The sequence below is a fragment of the Pseudoduganella sp. R-31 genome (assembly GCF_049913235.1).
In the GTDB taxonomy this organism is placed as follows: Bacteria; Pseudomonadota; Gammaproteobacteria; order Burkholderiales; family Burkholderiaceae_D; genus Rugamonas.
Genome location: NZ_CP183986.1, coordinates 5396389 through 5412050, shown reverse-complemented (window position 1 = coordinate 5412050; position 15662 = coordinate 5396389). Strand labels below are relative to the sequence as shown.

The window sequence follows — 15662 nt, the reverse complement described above, 5'->3', positions numbered from 1 at the left end:
TTACCTGGCCGCCGGGGCGGATGCGGCAGGCGCGGCGCCCGCCGGTGCAGGGCCGGATGCCGGGCCTTTCCACGGCACCGGATTGACGGTGCCGCCTGGCTTGGTCTTCTGGAAGCCTTCCACGATGATGCGCTCGCCGCCTTTCAGGCCCGAGCTGACCACCCATTTGCCGCCGGCTGCGGCATCGGCCTTGACCGGCACCGAACTGACCTTGTTGTCGGCGCCGACCACCAGCACCGAGGCGCCTTCCGCGCCGCGCACCACGGCCTGCTGCGGCACCGTGATGGCCGATTCGTTGACGCCTTGTTCAAGGCGGGCGCGCACGTACATGCCCGGCAGCAGGTTGCGTTCGGGGTTCGGGAATTCGGCGCGCATCGATACCGAGCCGCTCGATTCGTCGACTGCGACATCGGAGAACAGCAGCTTGCCGGGACGCGCATATTCCTGACCGTCCTCGGTCAGCAGGGTAACGCGCGCCTGGTCCTTGCCGGCGCTTTTCAGCGTGCCTGCGGCCAGCGCCTGCTTCAGGCGCAGCAGCTCGGCGGAAGACTGGGTAATGGTGACGTAGATCGGGTCCAGCTGCTGCACGGTCGCCATTGGCGTCGCTTCATTCTGTCCGACCAGCGCGCCTTCGGTGACCAGGGCGCGGCCCACGCGGCCGGAGATGGGCGCGGTAACGGTGGCATAGCCCAGGGTCAGCCCGGCGTTCTTGCGCGCGGCGCGGGCCGACTGCAGTTCTGCGCCGGCCTGCTTTTGCGCGGTAACCGCGTCGTCGTATTCCTGCTGGCTGACCGCCTGCGCCGCCAGCAGCGGCTTGTAGCGCTTGGCTTTCAGGTCGGCTTGCGCCAGGTTGGCCTCGGCGCGCGCAATGGCGGCATCGGCGCTTTCCACATTGGCCTGGAATTGCGCGGGATCGATGCGGAACAGGACTTCCCCCGCCTTGACGTCGCCGCCCTCCTTGAACACCCGCTGCAGCACGATGCCTGGGGTGCGCGCCCGCACCTGGGCAATGCGCGAAGCTTCGACGCGGCCCGGCAGCTCGTTGGTGATGGTGACTTCGCCGCTGGCGGCGGTGATGATGGAAACGGTGGGAGGGGGCGGGGCCGCCTTGCTGGCGTCTTTTTTATCGCCGCATGCCGTGAGCGGCAGCGACAGGGCAATTGCCAGCGGCAGGGTGCGCAATACAGGTTTCATTGGCGTCTCGTTCTGTGAAGGGGGACTGCGCCGAAAATTGTATAACACTGTCAATTGTAACGTTTTGTATAGGCCCAAATAACAAAAAAGGACGCCGAAGCGTCCTTTTCCGCAGTGAAACGGGTCGTGTTCAGCGCATGGCCGAGATCATCTGCTTCAACTTGTTCGAGTCGGCCACGAAGGCGCGGATGCCTTCGGCCAGCTTTTCGGTCGCCATCGCGTCTTCGTTCAGCATGAAGCGGAAAGTCTTTTCGTCCATCGAGATCTTGACGGCGGTGCCGGTATCGGCCGGGGACAGCTTGCGCTCGACCGCGGCCTGGGTGTCGGCCAGCTTTTGCAGCAGGTCCGGCGAAATGGTCAGCAGGTCGCAGCCTGCCAGTTCCAGGATCTGGCTGGTGTTGCGGAACGACGCGCCCATCACTTCGGTCTTGTAGCCGAACTTGCGGTAGTAGTTGTAGATGCGCTTGACGGACTGCACGCCCGGATCTTCCGCGCCCTGGTAGTCGATGCCGGTGGACTTCTTGTACCAGTCGTAGATGCGGCCGACGAACGGGGAAATCAGCTGGGAACCTGCTTCGGCGCAGGCGATGGCCTGGCACAGCGAGAACAGCAGGGTCATATTGGTGCGGATGCCTTCCTTCTCCAGTTGCTCGGAAGCGCGGATGCCTTCCCAGGTGGAGGCGATCTTGATCAGCACGCGTTCGCGTGGAATGCCGGCTTGCTCGTACAGGGCGATCAGCTCGCGGCCCTTGGCCAGGTTGCCGGCCACGTCGAAGGACAGCGCGGCGTCGATTTCGGTCGAAACGCGGCCTGGAACGAATTTCAGGATTTCGGTGCCGAAGGCGATCAGCAGCTTGTCGATGATCTCGCCGGTAGACGCATTCGGGTTGTCGCGTACTGCCTTTTCCAGCAGCGGCTTGTATTCATCCTTCTGCACCGCTTTCAGGATCAGCGATGGATTGGTGGTTGCGTCTTGCGGCGCATACGCCTTGATCGACTGGAAATCGCCGGTGTCGGCAACAACGGTAGTGTATTGCTTGAGCTGTTCGAGCTGATTCATTGCAGTCCTGGATGTGGGGGACGAAAAAACCTATTGTACTAAATCGGCGCGGCCCGCCATGTTGCGTTTACAATGGGGATTATTAGTATTCTCATATTTTGGTCTGAGGAGTTAGCCATGATTTTGGCAATTGTTGGAGCGCTGCTGCTGGCGCTGGGCCTGTTTTCCGGAGCCGCGCTGGTACTGGCCCAGCTGGGCGTAGGCGGGCTGGCCGCTGGCGTTTCGCTGTGGCTGATGTTCCCGCTGTTTAGCGTGGCGGGCTACCTGTTGTTCGCCACCGGCGCGCGCGTGGCCAATTTCCGCGCGCTGTCGTTTGCCGTGTCGATCGCCTTGCTGTTGCTGGCGCTGGGCTGCGCTGCTGCACTGGTGGCCGATGCCACTGCCCTGATGGCGCTGCATGGCGGTACTGGTGCGCTGTGGTACGTATTGCTGATTGCCGGTGTGCTGGGCGCTACCGGCGCCGCTTCGCACGGAAGGGTGGCGGCGCAGTAAGAAGCGGGCCTGTTCATGAAATCAGTCGCAGTGATCGGCGGCGGCGTCACCGGCGTCACGACAGCTTATGCGCTGGCGCGCCGCGGCCTGCGGGTCACCTTGTTTGAACGCCACCGCTACCCGGCAATGGAGACCTCGTTCGCCAATGGGGGGCAGCTATCGGCCTCGCATGCCGAGGCGTGGAACAGCTGGAGCACCGTCGGCAAAGGCTTGAAATGGATGCTGCGCAGCGATGCGCCGCTGCTGGTCAACCCCAGGCCGGGCTGGCACAAGCTGTCCTGGTTCGCCGAATTCCTTGCCGCCATTTCCCGCTATGAAAGCAATACCATCGCCAGCACGCGCCTCGCAATTGCAGCGCGCGAGCATTTGTTTGGCTGGGCGCGCGAAGAGGGCATCGATTTCGACGCGCGGCATGAAGGCATCCTGCATGTCTACCGCGACAAGGCGGGTTTCGACCATGCGGCGCAGGTGACCGGGCTGCTGGCGCAGGGCGGCTTGCAGCGGCGCGCCGTGACGGCCGAGGAAATGCATGCCATCGAACCGACGCTCGAAGGCCAGTTCTACGGCGGTTTCTTTACCGAGAGCGATAGCACGGGCGACATCCACAAGTTCACGGTTGGGCTGGCGCAGGCGGCTGAAGCGCGCGGCGTGCAAATGCTGTGCGGCGCCGATGTGCTTGGCCTGGACGCGGGGAAAGGGGGCGCCCGCGTCACCTTCGCGCTGGACGAAACGCAGGAGTCGATGCGTTTCGACGCCCTCGTCATTTGCGCCGGCACGGCCAGCCGCGAGTTTGCCGCCATGCTGGGCGACCGGCTCAATGTCTACCCAGTGAAAGGCTATTCGATCACGGTGATGCTGGAGGATGCGCAAAGCCGGGCCGCGGCGCCGAAAGTCAGCCTGGTGGATGACGCCACCAAGCTGGTCAGCAGCCGCCTGGGCGCCGACCGCTTCCGCGTGGCGGGCACGGCGGAGTTCAACGGCTTTAACCGCGATATCCGCGCCGACCGCATTGCGCCGCTGGTGAACTGGGTGCAGCAGTGCTTCCCCGGCGTCTGCACGCGCCAGGTGGTGCCGTGGGCCGGCTTGCGGCCGATGATGCCGGACCTCATGCCGCGCGTCGGGCCGGGCAGGCGCCCTGGCGTGTTCTACAACACCGGCCATGGCCACCTGGGCTGGACCATGTCGGCCGCTACTGCTGAGCTCATCGCGGGAACAGTGGAGGCGGCGCTCGTGCCGGGCGTGCAGCGCAGGGGTACACCCGTGGCGGCTTGACTGGACAGTGCGGCAGGATGGTCTATGGTGAAGACTGGCGGCTCGGCCGCGAACCACGGACCCTCAAGGAGACCACCATGCCACGCTATATTGTTGAGCGCACTTTCCCGGAAGGCTTGCACATTCCCGTCAATGCAGACGGCGCCAAGGCCTGCGATCTCGTCATCGGCACCAATGCCCGCAGCGGCGTCACCTGGATCCACTCCTATGTGAGCGACGACTTGCGCAAGACTTACTGCCTGTACGAGGCGCCATCGCCGGAAGCGATCCGCGAGACGGCGGAAATGAACCACCTGCCGGTGGACAAGATCACGCAGGTAACCGCGCTCGACCCCTATTTCTACCAGGGTTAGGCGGGCTGCCCGACGACCACGCGGTTGCGGCCTTCGCGCTTGGCGGTGTAGAGCGCGCGGTCGGCAGCTTCCAGCAAGGACTTGGCGTCGTTCAGGCGCTCCTTGTCGAAGCTGGCGACGCCAATGCTCAGGGTAACGTGCGAATGCACTGCCTTGGGCGCGTGCGCCATGTTCAGCGATTCCACGTAAGCGCGGATCACTTCGGCGTGCCGGGCGGCCTGCTCCGGCGTGGTGTCGGGCAGGATGGCGGCAAACTCTTCGCCGCCGTAGCGGGCGGCCAGGTCGGCCGGGCGTTGCAGGCGCGAGGCAAAGGCTTCCGCCACCATGGTCAGGCAGGCGTCGCCCTGCAGGTGGCCGAAATGGTCGTTATAGGCCTTGAAGGAGTCGATATCCATCAGCAGCAGCGAAAGGCTGGCGCCCTGGCGCTGCGCGCGGCGCAGTTCACGGTCCAGCGCTACGTCGAAATGGCGGCGGTTGGCGATGCCGGTCAGGCCGTCCACATAGGATTGCGCGCGCAGGGCTTCCGCCTGGCCGCGCAGCTGGCGTTCACGGCCCACGGTGTTGCTGACGTCCGCCACTTCGACCAGGCAAAAGCGTTCCTTGCCTTCGTTGAAAGGCGTCAGGCTGACAGCCTGCTCGATCCGTTCGCCGCCCCAGGTGCCGGCGGCAAATAGCGGGAAAGGCGTGCGGTCCTGGTTTTGCGGCAGCACGGATGGCAGGTTGTTGGCCAATGCGGTGTGCACCGACTGCTCGATGCGCTTGCCGGACAGCTCGGGAAAAGCTTCCACCAGGGTCAGTCCTTGCACGCGGGAGGCAGCCATGCCGGAGCGGCTGGCCAGCCATTGATTCCAGAAAATGATGCGCTGGTCGGCATCCAGTACCATCAAGCCGAGGTTGGCGAGGCCGAGAATGCGCCCGGATAGTGTCGATTCTTGCATGAAAGGCATTATATGGATTTTAGAGCCTTGCGTCGGATTTTCGTGTTGAGTGATTGCTCTACAGAAAAATATAATACCGGTATGAAAAAACTTACTATTTTGGCCGCGCTGTGCGCCGCCATCTCCGCGCACGCCGCGGAAGCCACGCCGCAAGCGGCGCTCGATCAATTCCTGAAGTTCGAACTGGATGGCGGACGCCTCCACAACGATACGGAAGGCTATTACGAACAGGTTCACCTGGTCGACGGCTGGAGGACCGACGCCGTGAGCTGCGACGGCGCGCGCTGCAAGGCAACCGTCACCTTTACCTATACCCCGACCACGGGCCTCGACATGGAGCAGGCCGTGCCGCATCCGAAAGGCGGCAGCGCGCAAGTCGAGTATGTGGTGCTGCAGAAGGGCGGCCAGTGGTCGGTGGAAGCCGGCAAGGACACGCCGCACGTTTCGCGCGCGGCAATGGAGAAGATGCTGCGCGAAGGCCTCTGACAGGACTGTCGCGTTCACGCTGACTGCCTTTACGGCGGTCAGCGCTCCGCCTTCCGGTGTGCCCAATGCACGCACCGGTTGTGGTCGGGCGGGTATGTATTACCCCAATTTTTTCAACTGTTCGCGCGCATAGGCGGCGTTCGGGTGGTTCGGCGCCAGCTCGAGGAAGCTGGTGTAGGCTTTCCTGGCCTTTTCCTGCTCGCCCTGCCGCTGGCGCGCGTCTGCCAGGTTCAGGTAGGCGATGGCGCGGGAGGCGTCGATCTGGATGGTGTTTTCGAACCAGCGCGCGGCTTCCGCGTATTTCTCCTGCTTGAAGTAGATGAAGCCGAGGTTGTTGGCGGCCAGGCCGAAGTCGGGGCGGTATTTCAACGCTTCGGTGAAGGCTGCTTCTGCCTGCGCGTACTGCTTTTCTTTATATAGCTGCAGGCCGCGGTCGTTGGCGCGCTGGGCCAGTTGGCGGCTGGAAGCGTCGACCGGCTTTGGCGCGGCCAGCTTCTGCTCTTCGCCCTGCAGGTCTTTCACGACCGTGGCGTTGCCTTCGGCCTGGCTATTGCGGCCGGAATCGAGCTTCTTGTTGAGGGCGATCGCGTCCTGCGACAGCTGGGTGCTGTTCTCGCTCAGGAATTCCGCTTCGGCAGGCAGCTGGAAGACGAATTCGCCGCCTTCGGAACCGGGCAGGCTGCCGAAGGCCGGCGTCTGCTGCGATACGCTGGACACGGCGGGCGCCACGTAGGCGGCCAGCTCGGTGGCGGTGATCATGCCGTCGCCGTTCAGGTCGGCCTTGCCGCCCAGCGCTTGCAGCAGGGTCCAGGTGAAGACCGAGTGGCCGTTCGGGCCGCCGTCGGCCACCATCTGGTCGGCGCCGCCGGCGGTCAGCATCTGGCGGCCGATGCGGCGTGCATTGTCGCGCAGGAAGGCGGTGGTGCCGCCGCCGCGTGTCAGGCCCAGGCCGCTGTAGCAGGCATCCATCACGAACAGCAGGTGCTTGGCATCCAGGCTTTCGGCGATGTTCTGCAAATCCGTCATCGGAATCGCGTCCACGCTCACTTGCTGCGGGTCGGAGTCGACCGGGATGATGTAGCCCAGGCTGCGGCCGGAGCTGAGCTGGCGTGTTGCGCCATGGCCTGCGAAGAAGACGAAGATGCGGTCGTCCTTTCTCAGCTTGGCTTCCGCCAGCTTGTCATGGAACAGCGCGAGGATGTTGTTGCGGGTTGCATCGCCATTGGTCAGGGTGAACACGCGCGCGCCATCGAAGCCGAAGCGGCTGACCAGGGTGTCGCGGATCGCCTTCGCATCCTGCACGGCATACTGCAGCTTGGGCCATTTCTGGTAGTCGTTGATGCCGATGACCACGGCGTAGCTGTTGGCATAGCCGGTGCTGATGGCAACCTTGTCCGGTTCCGGCTTGCCGGCCTTGGCGATGGTGAAGTCGTTGCCATCCCAGGTGGCGAAGCTGTAGCCGTCGGCGACCAGCTTGTCCAGCACCAGCGGCAGGGTCTTGACGGTGCGCTCGTGGATGTCGTGGAATAGGATGATGCCGCGCTTTTCCTTTTCCAGGGAGCCCAGCACGCGGTTGGCGATCGAGGTCGGCACCGGGTCGGCCCAGTCCAGCGAATCGATATTCCACATCACCGAGCGCAGGCCGAGTTTCTTCAGCAATTCCAGGCCTTCGGCATTGTGCGCGCCATAGGGGAAGCGGAACAATGCCGAGCGGCGCGCGTCGACCGCCTTCAGCAACTGGTCGGCCTGGGCGATCTCGCCGTACAACTGCTCGCCTTTTTCCTTCGAGAGCAGGGCATGGCTGTAGCTGTGGTTGGCCAGGACGTTGCCGCCTTCCAGCAGGCGGCGGCTGGCGGCAGACTGCTTGTTCAGTGCCTCCTTGCCTTGGGCGCTGACTTCACCGAGGTTTTTGCCGACCTGGAAGAACACGCCCGGCACGCCGTACTGCTTGAGGATGGCCGCCACTTCATCGGTATAGGTGGCGTGCGGGCCGTCGTCGAAGGTCAGCACCACGGTTTTTGGCGGCAGCGATTTGCCGAAGATCTCTTTCTCCGCTTCGTCGGCGCCTGGCTTTTCGGGATACGGCACGATCACGCCGTAGTCCTTCATGATCTGGTCGCGGCTGAACAGCTGCTTCAGGTGTGCGACATAGTCTTCCCAGCGCTCGCGCTTGGGCAGGATGGCGCGCTGGTCGAAGCGGGCGAAGATGCCGCTCAACTCCTTGTCGTACTGGCGCTCAATGTCCTCCAGCGCGGTCAGGTCTTCGCTCACGCGCTTGTGCAGCTTGATGCCGGGCAGGGTCTGGTTGGCGGCGGCCTGCGCCTTCATTTCGACCAGCAATTCGCGAAAGGCGAGGCGGTCGGCGTCGAACAGGTCGGAGGCGGATTCGATATATGTGAGCAGGGTGTCGTAGGCCGCATCGCGTTGGGCCGATGGCGCTTGCTGCAGCTGGGCCAGCAGTTGCCGCGCCTTGCCAAGGCGTTCGACGTTCTCGTGGAACAGCAACTGGCCGACCTGGCCAGCGGCCTTGCGGTCAAGCGCCGACATCGATTGTTCGTCGGCCAGCAGGATGATGATCTTGCGGTAATTGGCCAGGATCTCTTTCATCTCGGCCTGCAGCGGCGCATGCGCCTCGACGGGAGCGGCAGCGCTGGCTGCCGCAGGAGTGCCGCGCGGTTGCGTGCCTGGTTTGAAATAGACAGCGCCGACTGCCGCTGCCAAGGCGATGAGGCCAGCGCCGGCCAGCAGGGGTTTGGAAAGCTTCATTTTTGGGAAATTAATTGCAATTATGCAATTCTAGCCCATCGGCGTCGCCGACGCCCATTTGCGCGGCATTCTGCCTCGGCCGCAATGCAGCGTCAGCCGATGAAGGAGTCGAACTGCATGTCGAATTCCTGCAGCGCTTTCTGGGCGTTTTGCATTTTCTTGCGGAATTCGGGGCCGCGTTTCAGGGCCAGGCCAACGGCCAGCACGTCGATTACCACCAGGTAGGCCAGGCGGGCGGAGATCGGCGTGTAGGGGTCGGTGTTGAAGATCAGGTCGATCGGGATCAGTACCGTGGCCGTTTCCGCCAGCGGCGTGCCGGAGGGGGCGAGCACGATGACGTCGGCGCCGCCTTCCTTGGCCAGCTTGGCCGAGCGCACCAGAGCCGGGCTGTTGCCGCGCTGGGAAATCGCCACGACCGCATCGCCTTCGTGCAGCAGGGCTGCTGAAATGCTGTGGATCGCCGGGTCGGCGTAGGCCACGGTGGGCACGCCGGAGCGGAAGAACTTGTGCTGCGCGTCTGCCGCCACGATGCCGGAGGTGCCGTGGCCGTAGAACTCGATCTTGCGCGCGCGCGACAGGATGTCGAGGGCTTTCTGCACCGGTTCCGCATTCAGGTTGTTGCGCAAGTCCAGCAGCGTGTTGATGGAACGGCTGCAGATCTTGTTCACCAGGTCGGACGCCAGGTCGTCCTGCGCCGGCTGGTCGTTCAGGCCGGGCAGGGCGAGGGCCAGGCCCTGCGCCAGCTTCAGCTTGAATTCATGCCAGCCGTCGTAGCCGAGCGTGCGGCAGAAGCGCACCACGGTCGGCTCCGACACTTGCGCACTCTTGGCCAGTGCCGTGATATTGGCGCCCACCGTGCGGGCCGGGTTGTCGAGCACGGCCAGCGCGACCTTGCGCTCCGATTTGGAGAGCGAGTCGAGCTGGGTGCGGATGGAGTCGAGCAGCATTAGTCTTCAGGCAAGGCTTCTTCACGCCATTGTAGCCCGTCGCGGCCGATCAGGGCACTGGCGGCAGCCGGGCCCCAGGTGCCGGAGGCGTATGGCAGCGGCGCGGAATCGTCCTGCTCCCAGTTGTTCAGGATAGGTTCGACCCAATCCCATGCCGCTTCCAGTTCGTCGCCGCGCATGAACAGGGTCAGTTGGCCGCGCAGCACGTCCAGCAGCAGGCGCTCGTAAGCGTCCATGCGCGGCATCTTGAAGGTTTCGCGGAAGTCCAGTTCCAGCTCCGCCGGCTTGAGGCGCATGCCTTCGCCCGGGGTCTTGGCCATCAGGTTCATGCGCAGGCCTTCGTCCGGCTGCAGGCGAATCACCAGGGAATTCGGCTGGAAGCTGGAGGTCGGCTGGTTGAAGATCGAGTGCGGGATCTGCTTGAAGCGCACCACGATCTCGGCCAGCGAGTCGGCCATGCGCTTGCCGGTGCGCAGGTAGAACGGCACGCCGGCCCAGCGCCAGGTGTCGATTTCCACTTTCATGGCGACGAAGGTTTCGGTCTTCGAGTTCTGCGGCGCTTCCGGTTCGTCGCGGTAGCTTGGCACGGCCTTGCCTTCCACGTGGCCGGCGCGGTACTGGCCGCGCACGATGTTCTGCGCCAGCGTGGTCGGGGTGAAGCGCTTCAGGGAACGCAGCACCTGCAGCTTGGAGTCGCGCACTGCGTCCGGCGCGATCGAGGTCGGCGGTTCCATGGCGACGATACACAGCAGCTGCAGCAGGTGGTTCTGCAGCATGTCGCGCAGCGCGCCGGAGGTATCGTAGTAGCCGATGCGGTTGCCCACGCCCAGCTTCTCGGCGATGGTGATCTGCACGTCGGAGATCCACTCGCGGCGCCACAGCGGTTCGAACAGGATGTTGCCGAAGCGCAGGGCCAGCAGGTTCTGTACGGTTTCCTTGCCGAGGTAGTGGTCGATACGGTAGATCTGCTGTTCTTCGAAGACCTTGCCCACTTCCTTGTTGATCTGCTTGGCCGACGCCAGGTCGCGTCCCAGCGGCTTTTCCAGCACCACGCGCGAGTTGGCGGTGGCCAGGCCGTTGTCCTTCAGGTTGTCGCAGATGCGCGAGAACAGGGCCGGCGGTGTGGCCAGATAGTAGACGCGGGTGATGGCGGGATCGGTGCGCAGGGCTTCGACCAGGCCTTTGTAGGTGGCGGAATCGGTGGCGTCCAGCGACACGTAGACGATGCGCGCGATGAAGCGGTCCCAGTTTTCGTCGGTGGCCTTGGCTGATTTGATATGGGGACGCGAGGTGGTCGTCACCATATTGATGAACTCATCCTGGGTGCTCTCCTGGCGGCCGACGCAGACGATGCGCGCGGTCGGCGGCAGGTCGCCGCAAATATCGCGGCTAAACATAGCAGGCAGCAATTTGCGCATTGCGAGGTCGCCGCTGCCGCCAAACAGAACCAGGTCGAAATCAGAGAGAGCCATAATCGTCTTCAGGTGAGTTACAGGGTTTTACTTCAGTCTACATAAGCAGGTTCGATGCGGCCGGCCACCGGCATGCGCACCGACAGCACTTTGCCGCTTAGCGGGTGGGCCGCCAGCTCCTCGGCCGGGCGCTTGCCGGCCGTGGTGATGTACAGGGTGCGCAGGTCGGAGCCGCCGAACGCCACCATGGTCGGGCAGCGCACGGGCAGGCGGATCTCGTCCAACTGCTCGCCCTGCGGCGACAGCTTGAGGATGCGGCCGCCTTCGAACATGGCGATCCAGTAATTGCCTTCGCTGTCGACTGCAGCGCCGTCCGGACGGCCGCCGTAATCGGCTGCCGACTTGTCGGTGCTGAAGCGGCGCACATCGCGCTCGTCGCTGACAGTGCCGGACAACAGGTCGAAGGCAAAGCGCGTCACGCGGTGGCTGGCTGTTTCGGCGTGGAACATGGTCTTGTTGTCCGGGCTGAAGCCCAGGCCGTTCGAATTGACCATGCCGCCGGACCAGACCTTGCGCACCTGGCCGCGTTCGAGCACGTACATTTCCGCCGCCGGCTTGTCGCGCGGCTCGTAAATGGTGCCGCACCAGAAGCGGCCCGCCGCGTCGCACTTGCCGTCGTTGAAGCGGGTGGTGGACTGGTCGAACGGCGCTTCGGCCACCAGCTTCAATTCGCCGGTATCGGGATTTAAATGGGAAAAGCCGCGGCGTTGCGCGACCATCAGGCCGCCTTTCGCGGCGCGCGCCAGCGACGATGCCTCGCTGTCGACCTTCCACTGTTCGTGCTGGCCGGTAGCCGTGCACAGGCGGTGGATGGCAAAGCCTTCGATATCGACCCAGTACAGGGCTTTCTCGTCCGGCGCCCACAACGGGCTTTCGCCCACGGTCATGGTGGCGTCGCAGGCGACTTCGATCTGGTAGCTGTTCATTGGATTTGCACCGCCTTGGCCATCACGATCAGGCCGTTGGTCGAGCTGTCATGCGCTTCCGGATCGACCTTGCCGGTCAGTTCTGCCTGGATCTTCCTGGCCAGTACCTTGCCCAGTTCCACGCCCCACTGGTCGAAGCTGGCGACATTCCAGATCACGCCCTGCACGAAGGTCTTGTGTTCGTACAGCGCGATTAGGGCGCCGAGGGTGGATGGCGTGAGCTGGTCCATCAGGATGGTGTTGGACGGGCGGTTGCCGGGGAAGGTCTTGTGCGGAACCATTTCCTCCATTTCCGCAGCCGGCAGGCCGGCGCCTTTCAGCTCGGCGCGCACTTCGTCTTCGGTTTTGCCTTTCATGAAGGCTTCCGACTGGGCGAAGCAGTTGGCCAGCAGGGCGTCGTGGTGGCCCGGCAGGTCGTGGGTTGCGCGCAAGGCGGCGATGAAATCGATCGGCGTCGCGTCGGTGCCCTGGTGCAGCAGCTGGAAGTAGGCGTGCTGCGCGTTGGTGCCGCACTCGCCCCAGACGATGGGGCAGGTCGGCGTGTCCACCGGCTGCCCGTTCCTGGTCACGCGCTTGCCGTTGCTTTCCATGTCGAGCTGCTGCAGGTAGGCCGGGAAGCGGTTCAGGTCCTGGTGGTAAGGGGCGATGGACAGCGAGCTGGCGCCGAGGAACTGGCGGTTCCAGAAACCGATCAGGGCCAGCAGCACCGGCATGTTCGCTTCCAGCGGCGCTTCGCGGAAGTGTTCATCCATGGCGTGCGCGCCTTCCAGGAAGGCCTGGAAGTAGCCGAAGCCGATCGCGATCGCAACAGACAGGCCGATGGCCGACCATACCGAATAGCGGCCGCCGACCCAGTCCCAGAACGGGAACATGTTTTCCGGATCGATGCCGAAGGCGCGCACGGCATCGGTATTGGTGGATACGGCGACAAAGTGGCGCGGCAAGTCAGCCTCGCGCGCGCGGCCCAGGAACCAGTTGCGCGCAGTCTGCGCGTTCAGCATGGTTTCGGCGGTGGTGAAGGTTTTCGATGCGACGATGAACAGCGTGGTTTCGGGATTCACTTGCGCCAGCACGGCGTCCATATCGTGGCCGTCCACGTTGGAGACGAAGTGCATCTTCAGGCGCGGGTGGCAGTAGGAGCGCAGGGCCAGTACGGCCATTTTCGGACCCAGGTCGGAGCCGCCAATGCCGATATTCACCACATCGGTGATCGGCTTGCCCGTGTGGCCCAGCCAGCCGCCATTGCGCACCTTGTCGGTGAAGGCCTTGATGCGGTCCAGCACTGCGTGCACGTCGGCATTCACGTCCTGGCCGTCGACCTTCTGCGCCTTGCCGCGCGGCATACGCAGGGCGGTGTGCAGTACGCTACGGCGTTCGGTAATATTGATTTTTTCACCGGCAAACATGGCATCGCGCTGTTCCACCACGCCGCGCGTGCGGGCCAGGTGCACCAACAGCCTGATGGTCTCGTCGTCGGCGCGGTTCTTGGAGTAATCCAGGAACAGGCCTGCCGCATCGACCGTCATGCGCGGGAAGCGGCCGGGGTCTTTCTGGAACAACTGGCGCATCTGCCAGTCGCGGGCGTCGTGGGCGTGGATTTCAAGGGCCTGGTAGGCCGCGGTGGAAGTCAGGGCGGGCAAGCGCATAATGTCCGGTGGCATATGGTTTTATGAATTGTGTTTAACTATACAGCAAAAACAGGTAAATTCACTACAAATCTTTTGTCGCGCTGGTCAATTGCGGGGCTTTTGAGCGTGAATGGGCGCGATGGGAGCGCTCGCAGTCGGAAATTTTGTAGTAAAATTTCCGTAAATTCATTGAAAAGGAACGATCATGCCGTTGCATCCAGTCCTGGAAAAAGTCACCGCACGCGTCATCCAGCGCAGCCGCGTTTCCCGCGGGGCCTACCTGGCGCACCTCCAGGCGGCCCGCGTCAAAGGCCGCACCCAGCGCGGAACCCTGTCCTGCACCAACCTGGCGCACGGTTTTGCCGCGTTCCCGGCGAACGATAAGCTGATCCTGAAAGAGGTGAAGCAGCCTTCCGTGGCGATCATCTCCGCCTATAACGACATGCTGTCGGCGCACCAGCCGTTCGAAACCTTCCCCGCCATCATCAAGGATGCGGTGCGCAAGGTTGGCGCGGTGGCGCAGTACGCGGGCGGCACGCCGGCCATGTGCGATGGCGTGACCCAGGGCCAGCCGGGCATGGAACTGTCGCTGTTCTCGCGCGATGCGATTGCGATGTCGGCGGCGATCGGCCTGTCCCATAATATGTTCGACTCGGTGCTGTACCTGGGCGTATGCGACAAGATCGTGCCGGGCCTCTTGATCGGCGCGTTGCACTTCGGTCACCTGCCTGCGGTGTTCGTGCCGGCCGGCCCGATGACTTCCGGCCTGTCGAACAAGGAGAAGGCGGCGATCCGCCAGCGCTACGCGCAAGGCAAGGCGACCCGCGAAGAACTGCTGGAAGGGGAGGCCCAGTCGTATCACGGCGCCGGCACCTGTACCTTCTACGGTACTGCCAACTCCAACCAGCTGCTGATGGAGATCATGGGCCTGCATTTGCCGGGCGCCGCCTTCATCAATCCGGGCACCCCGCTGCGCGATGCGCTGACGGCCGCCGCCGCACAGCGTGCAGCGCAGATCACCGAGATGGGCAGCGAGTACATCCCGGTCGGCCATATCGTGGACGAGAAGTCCATCATCAACGCCGTGGTGGGCCTGCTGGCCACCGGCGGTTCGACCAACCACACCCTGCACCTGGTGGCGATTGCCAAGGCGGCCGGCGTGGTGATCGACTGGGACGATTTCAACGAACTGTCGGCCGTGGTGCCGCTGCTGTGCCGCATCTATCCTAACGGCGATGCGGACGTGAACCATTTCCACGCTGCCGGCGGCACCGGTTTTGTGATCCGCGAACTGCTGGATGCCGGCCTGCTGCACGACGATGTGAATACCATCCTGGGCAAGGGCTTGCGCGCGCACTGCGCCGAGCCGTTCCTGAACGACGATGCATCCGGCGTGATCTTCAAGGAAGCCCCGCTGAAGAGCGCCGACGAGAAAGTATTGCGCGGCGCCGCCGACCCGTTCTCGAAAGATGGCGGCATGGTGCTGGTGCAGGGCAACCTGGGCCGGGCCATCATGAAGGTGTCCGCCGTCAAGGAAGAGCACCGCACGGTGGAAGCGCCGGCGCTGGTGTTCGATTCGCAGGAAGCCTTCATGGCAGCCTACAAGGCCGGCAAGCTTGATCGCGACTTTGTGGCCGTAATCCGCTTCCAGGGGCCGAAAGCCAACGGCATGCCGGAACTGCACGCCCTGACCCCGGCGCTGGCCAACCTGCAGGACGCCGGCCGCAAGGTGGCGCTGGTGACCGATGGGCGCATGTCCGGCGCGTCGGGCAAGGTGCCTGCCGCGATCCACGTTTCGCCCGAGATCCTGGCGGGCGGTCCGCTGGGCCTGGTGCGCGACGGCGACATCATCCGCCTCGACGCTGCCTCGGGCACGCTGGAAGCGCTGGTTTCCTCCGATGTCTGGCATGGCCGTTCGATGGCGCAAGCCGACCTGTCGCCAAACCAGATCGGCATGGGCCGCGAACTGTTCTCCATGTTCCGCAATACCGTGTGCGCAGCGGAGCAGGGCGCGACCAGCTTCCCGCTGCCGTCGCCGATCCAGACGACCGTGCCGTTGCACGGCGAAGACAATGTGGGCAACACCATGCCCGGTTCCGATGAAGATTTCCTCGCAAAGAAAGCCTGA

13 protein-coding genes are annotated in these 15662 nt (G+C 63.9%); 5 read left to right on the top strand and 8 right to left on the bottom strand.

Annotation, left to right across the window (positions count from 1 at the left end):
• Both ACN9MY_RS24600 and tal read right to left on the bottom strand, forming a co-directional pair.
• Positions 1 to 1194: an efflux RND transporter periplasmic adaptor subunit gene (locus ACN9MY_RS24600; RefSeq protein WP_426163663.1), complete on the bottom strand. Its 1194-nt coding sequence runs from the start codon at positions 1192 to 1194 to the stop codon at positions 1 to 3.
• Positions 1195 to 1324: 130 nt separating this feature from the next.
• Positions 1325 to 2254 carry a transaldolase gene (tal, locus tag ACN9MY_RS24595; RefSeq protein WP_426163661.1) on the bottom strand — a complete coding sequence of 310 codons (930 nt, stop codon included), beginning with the start codon at positions 2252 to 2254 and terminating at the stop codon, positions 1325 to 1327.
• Positions 2255 to 2371: 117 nt separating this feature from the next.
• On the opposite strand from tal, the gene ACN9MY_RS24590 reads away from it, so the two are divergent.
• The 3 genes from ACN9MY_RS24590 to ACN9MY_RS24580 all read left to right on the top strand — a co-directional run bounded on the left by ACN9MY_RS24590 (position 2372) and on the right by ACN9MY_RS24580 (position 4371).
• Positions 2372 to 2746: a hypothetical protein gene (locus ACN9MY_RS24590; protein WP_426163659.1), complete on the top strand. Its 375-nt coding sequence runs from the start codon at positions 2372 to 2374 to the stop codon at positions 2744 to 2746.
• A gap of 15 nt (positions 2747 to 2761) precedes the next feature.
• Positions 2762 to 4018: a D-amino acid dehydrogenase gene (locus ACN9MY_RS24585; RefSeq protein ID WP_426336274.1), complete on the top strand. Its 1257-nt coding sequence runs from the start codon at positions 2762 to 2764 to the stop codon at positions 4016 to 4018.
• A gap of 77 nt (positions 4019 to 4095) precedes the next feature.
• A complete protein-coding gene (locus ACN9MY_RS24580) occupies positions 4096 to 4371 on the top strand; it encodes a DUF4242 domain-containing protein (protein ID WP_426163655.1) in 276 nt (91 codons plus the stop codon).
• On the opposite strand, the gene ACN9MY_RS24575 is transcribed toward ACN9MY_RS24580, so the two are convergent.
• On the bottom strand, positions 4368 to 5318 hold the full coding sequence (locus tag ACN9MY_RS24575; protein ID WP_426318945.1) for a diguanylate cyclase domain-containing protein: 951 nt from the start codon (positions 5316 to 5318) through the stop codon (positions 4368 to 4370). The genes ACN9MY_RS24580 and ACN9MY_RS24575 overlap by 4 nt on opposite strands.
• Before the next feature lie 72 nt (positions 5319 to 5390).
• On the opposite strand from ACN9MY_RS24575, the gene ACN9MY_RS24570 reads away from it, so the two are divergent.
• A complete protein-coding gene (locus ACN9MY_RS24570) occupies positions 5391 to 5795 on the top strand; it encodes a hypothetical protein (protein WP_426336273.1) in 405 nt (134 codons plus the stop codon).
• A 99-nt stretch (positions 5796 to 5894) separates the two neighbouring features.
• Here the strand turns inward: ACN9MY_RS24570 and ACN9MY_RS24565 are convergent, their stop codons facing one another.
• From ACN9MY_RS24565 to pgi, 5 genes are all read right to left on the bottom strand, one after another.
• A complete protein-coding gene (locus ACN9MY_RS24565; protein ID WP_426336272.1) occupies positions 5895 to 8561 on the bottom strand; it encodes a polysaccharide deacetylase family protein in 2667 nt (888 codons plus the stop codon).
• 92 nt (positions 8562 to 8653) lie between these two features.
• Positions 8654 to 9508, bottom strand: coding sequence for an SIS domain-containing protein (locus ACN9MY_RS24560; RefSeq protein ID WP_130310897.1), 855 nt, complete (start codon positions 9506 to 9508; stop codon positions 8654 to 8656).
• Positions 9508 to 10980, bottom strand: coding sequence for a glucose-6-phosphate dehydrogenase (gene zwf, locus ACN9MY_RS24555; RefSeq protein WP_426163646.1), 1473 nt, complete (start codon positions 10978 to 10980; stop codon positions 9508 to 9510). Before zwf ends, ACN9MY_RS24560 begins: the two co-directional genes overlap by 1 nt.
• 32 nt (positions 10981 to 11012) lie before the next feature.
• Positions 11013 to 11906 (bottom strand): SMP-30/gluconolactonase/LRE family protein, encoded by an 894-nt coding sequence (locus ACN9MY_RS24550; RefSeq protein WP_426336271.1) that lies wholly within the window; start codon positions 11904 to 11906, stop codon positions 11013 to 11015.
• Positions 11903 to 13552: a glucose-6-phosphate isomerase gene (gene pgi, locus ACN9MY_RS24545; RefSeq protein ID WP_426337662.1), complete on the bottom strand. Its 1650-nt coding sequence runs from the start codon at positions 13550 to 13552 to the stop codon at positions 11903 to 11905. Before pgi ends, ACN9MY_RS24550 begins: the two co-directional genes overlap by 4 nt.
• Before the next feature lie 187 nt (positions 13553 to 13739).
• On the opposite strand from pgi, the gene edd reads away from it, so the two are divergent.
• Entirely contained in the window at positions 13740 to 15662 is a 1923-nt protein-coding gene (gene edd / locus ACN9MY_RS24540) for a phosphogluconate dehydratase (RefSeq protein WP_426318941.1), read from the top strand.

What these genes read in the sequence shown, in the direction of transcription:
- ACN9MY_RS24575 (WP_426318945.1), bottom strand. Translation starts at nt 5,318, where the DNA reads ATGCCTTTCATGCAAGAATCGACACTATCCGGGCGCATTCTCGGCCTC.
- tal (WP_426163661.1), bottom strand. Translation starts at nt 2,254, where the DNA reads ATGAATCAGCTCGAACAGCTCAAGCAATACACTACCGTTGTTGCCGAC.
- ACN9MY_RS24585 (WP_426336274.1), top strand. Translation starts at nt 2,762, where the DNA reads ATGAAATCAGTCGCAGTGATCGGCGGCGGCGTCACCGGCGTCACGACA.
- ACN9MY_RS24600 (WP_426163663.1), bottom strand. Translation starts at nt 1,194, where the DNA reads ATGAAACCTGTATTGCGCACCCTGCCGCTGGCAATTGCCCTGTCGCTG.
- edd (WP_426318941.1), top strand. Translation starts at nt 13,740, where the DNA reads ATGCCGTTGCATCCAGTCCTGGAAAAAGTCACCGCACGCGTCATCCAG.
- ACN9MY_RS24565 (WP_426336272.1), bottom strand. Translation starts at nt 8,561, where the DNA reads ATGAAGCTTTCCAAACCCCTGCTGGCCGGCGCTGGCCTCATCGCCTTG.
- ACN9MY_RS24560 (WP_130310897.1), bottom strand. Translation starts at nt 9,508, where the DNA reads ATGCTGCTCGACTCCATCCGCACCCAGCTCGACTCGCTCTCCAAATCG.
- ACN9MY_RS24570 (WP_426336273.1), top strand. Translation starts at nt 5,391, where the DNA reads ATGAAAAAACTTACTATTTTGGCCGCGCTGTGCGCCGCCATCTCCGCG.
- ACN9MY_RS24590 (WP_426163659.1), top strand. Translation starts at nt 2,372, where the DNA reads ATGATTTTGGCAATTGTTGGAGCGCTGCTGCTGGCGCTGGGCCTGTTT.
- ACN9MY_RS24580 (WP_426163655.1), top strand. Translation starts at nt 4,096, where the DNA reads ATGCCACGCTATATTGTTGAGCGCACTTTCCCGGAAGGCTTGCACATT.
- pgi (WP_426337662.1), bottom strand. Translation starts at nt 13,552, where the DNA reads ATGCGCTTGCCCGCCCTGACTTCCACCGCGGCCTACCAGGCCCTTGAA.
- ACN9MY_RS24550 (WP_426336271.1), bottom strand. Translation starts at nt 11,906, where the DNA reads ATGAACAGCTACCAGATCGAAGTCGCCTGCGACGCCACCATGACCGTG.
- zwf (WP_426163646.1), bottom strand. Translation starts at nt 10,980, where the DNA reads ATGGCTCTCTCTGATTTCGACCTGGTTCTGTTTGGCGGCAGCGGCGAC.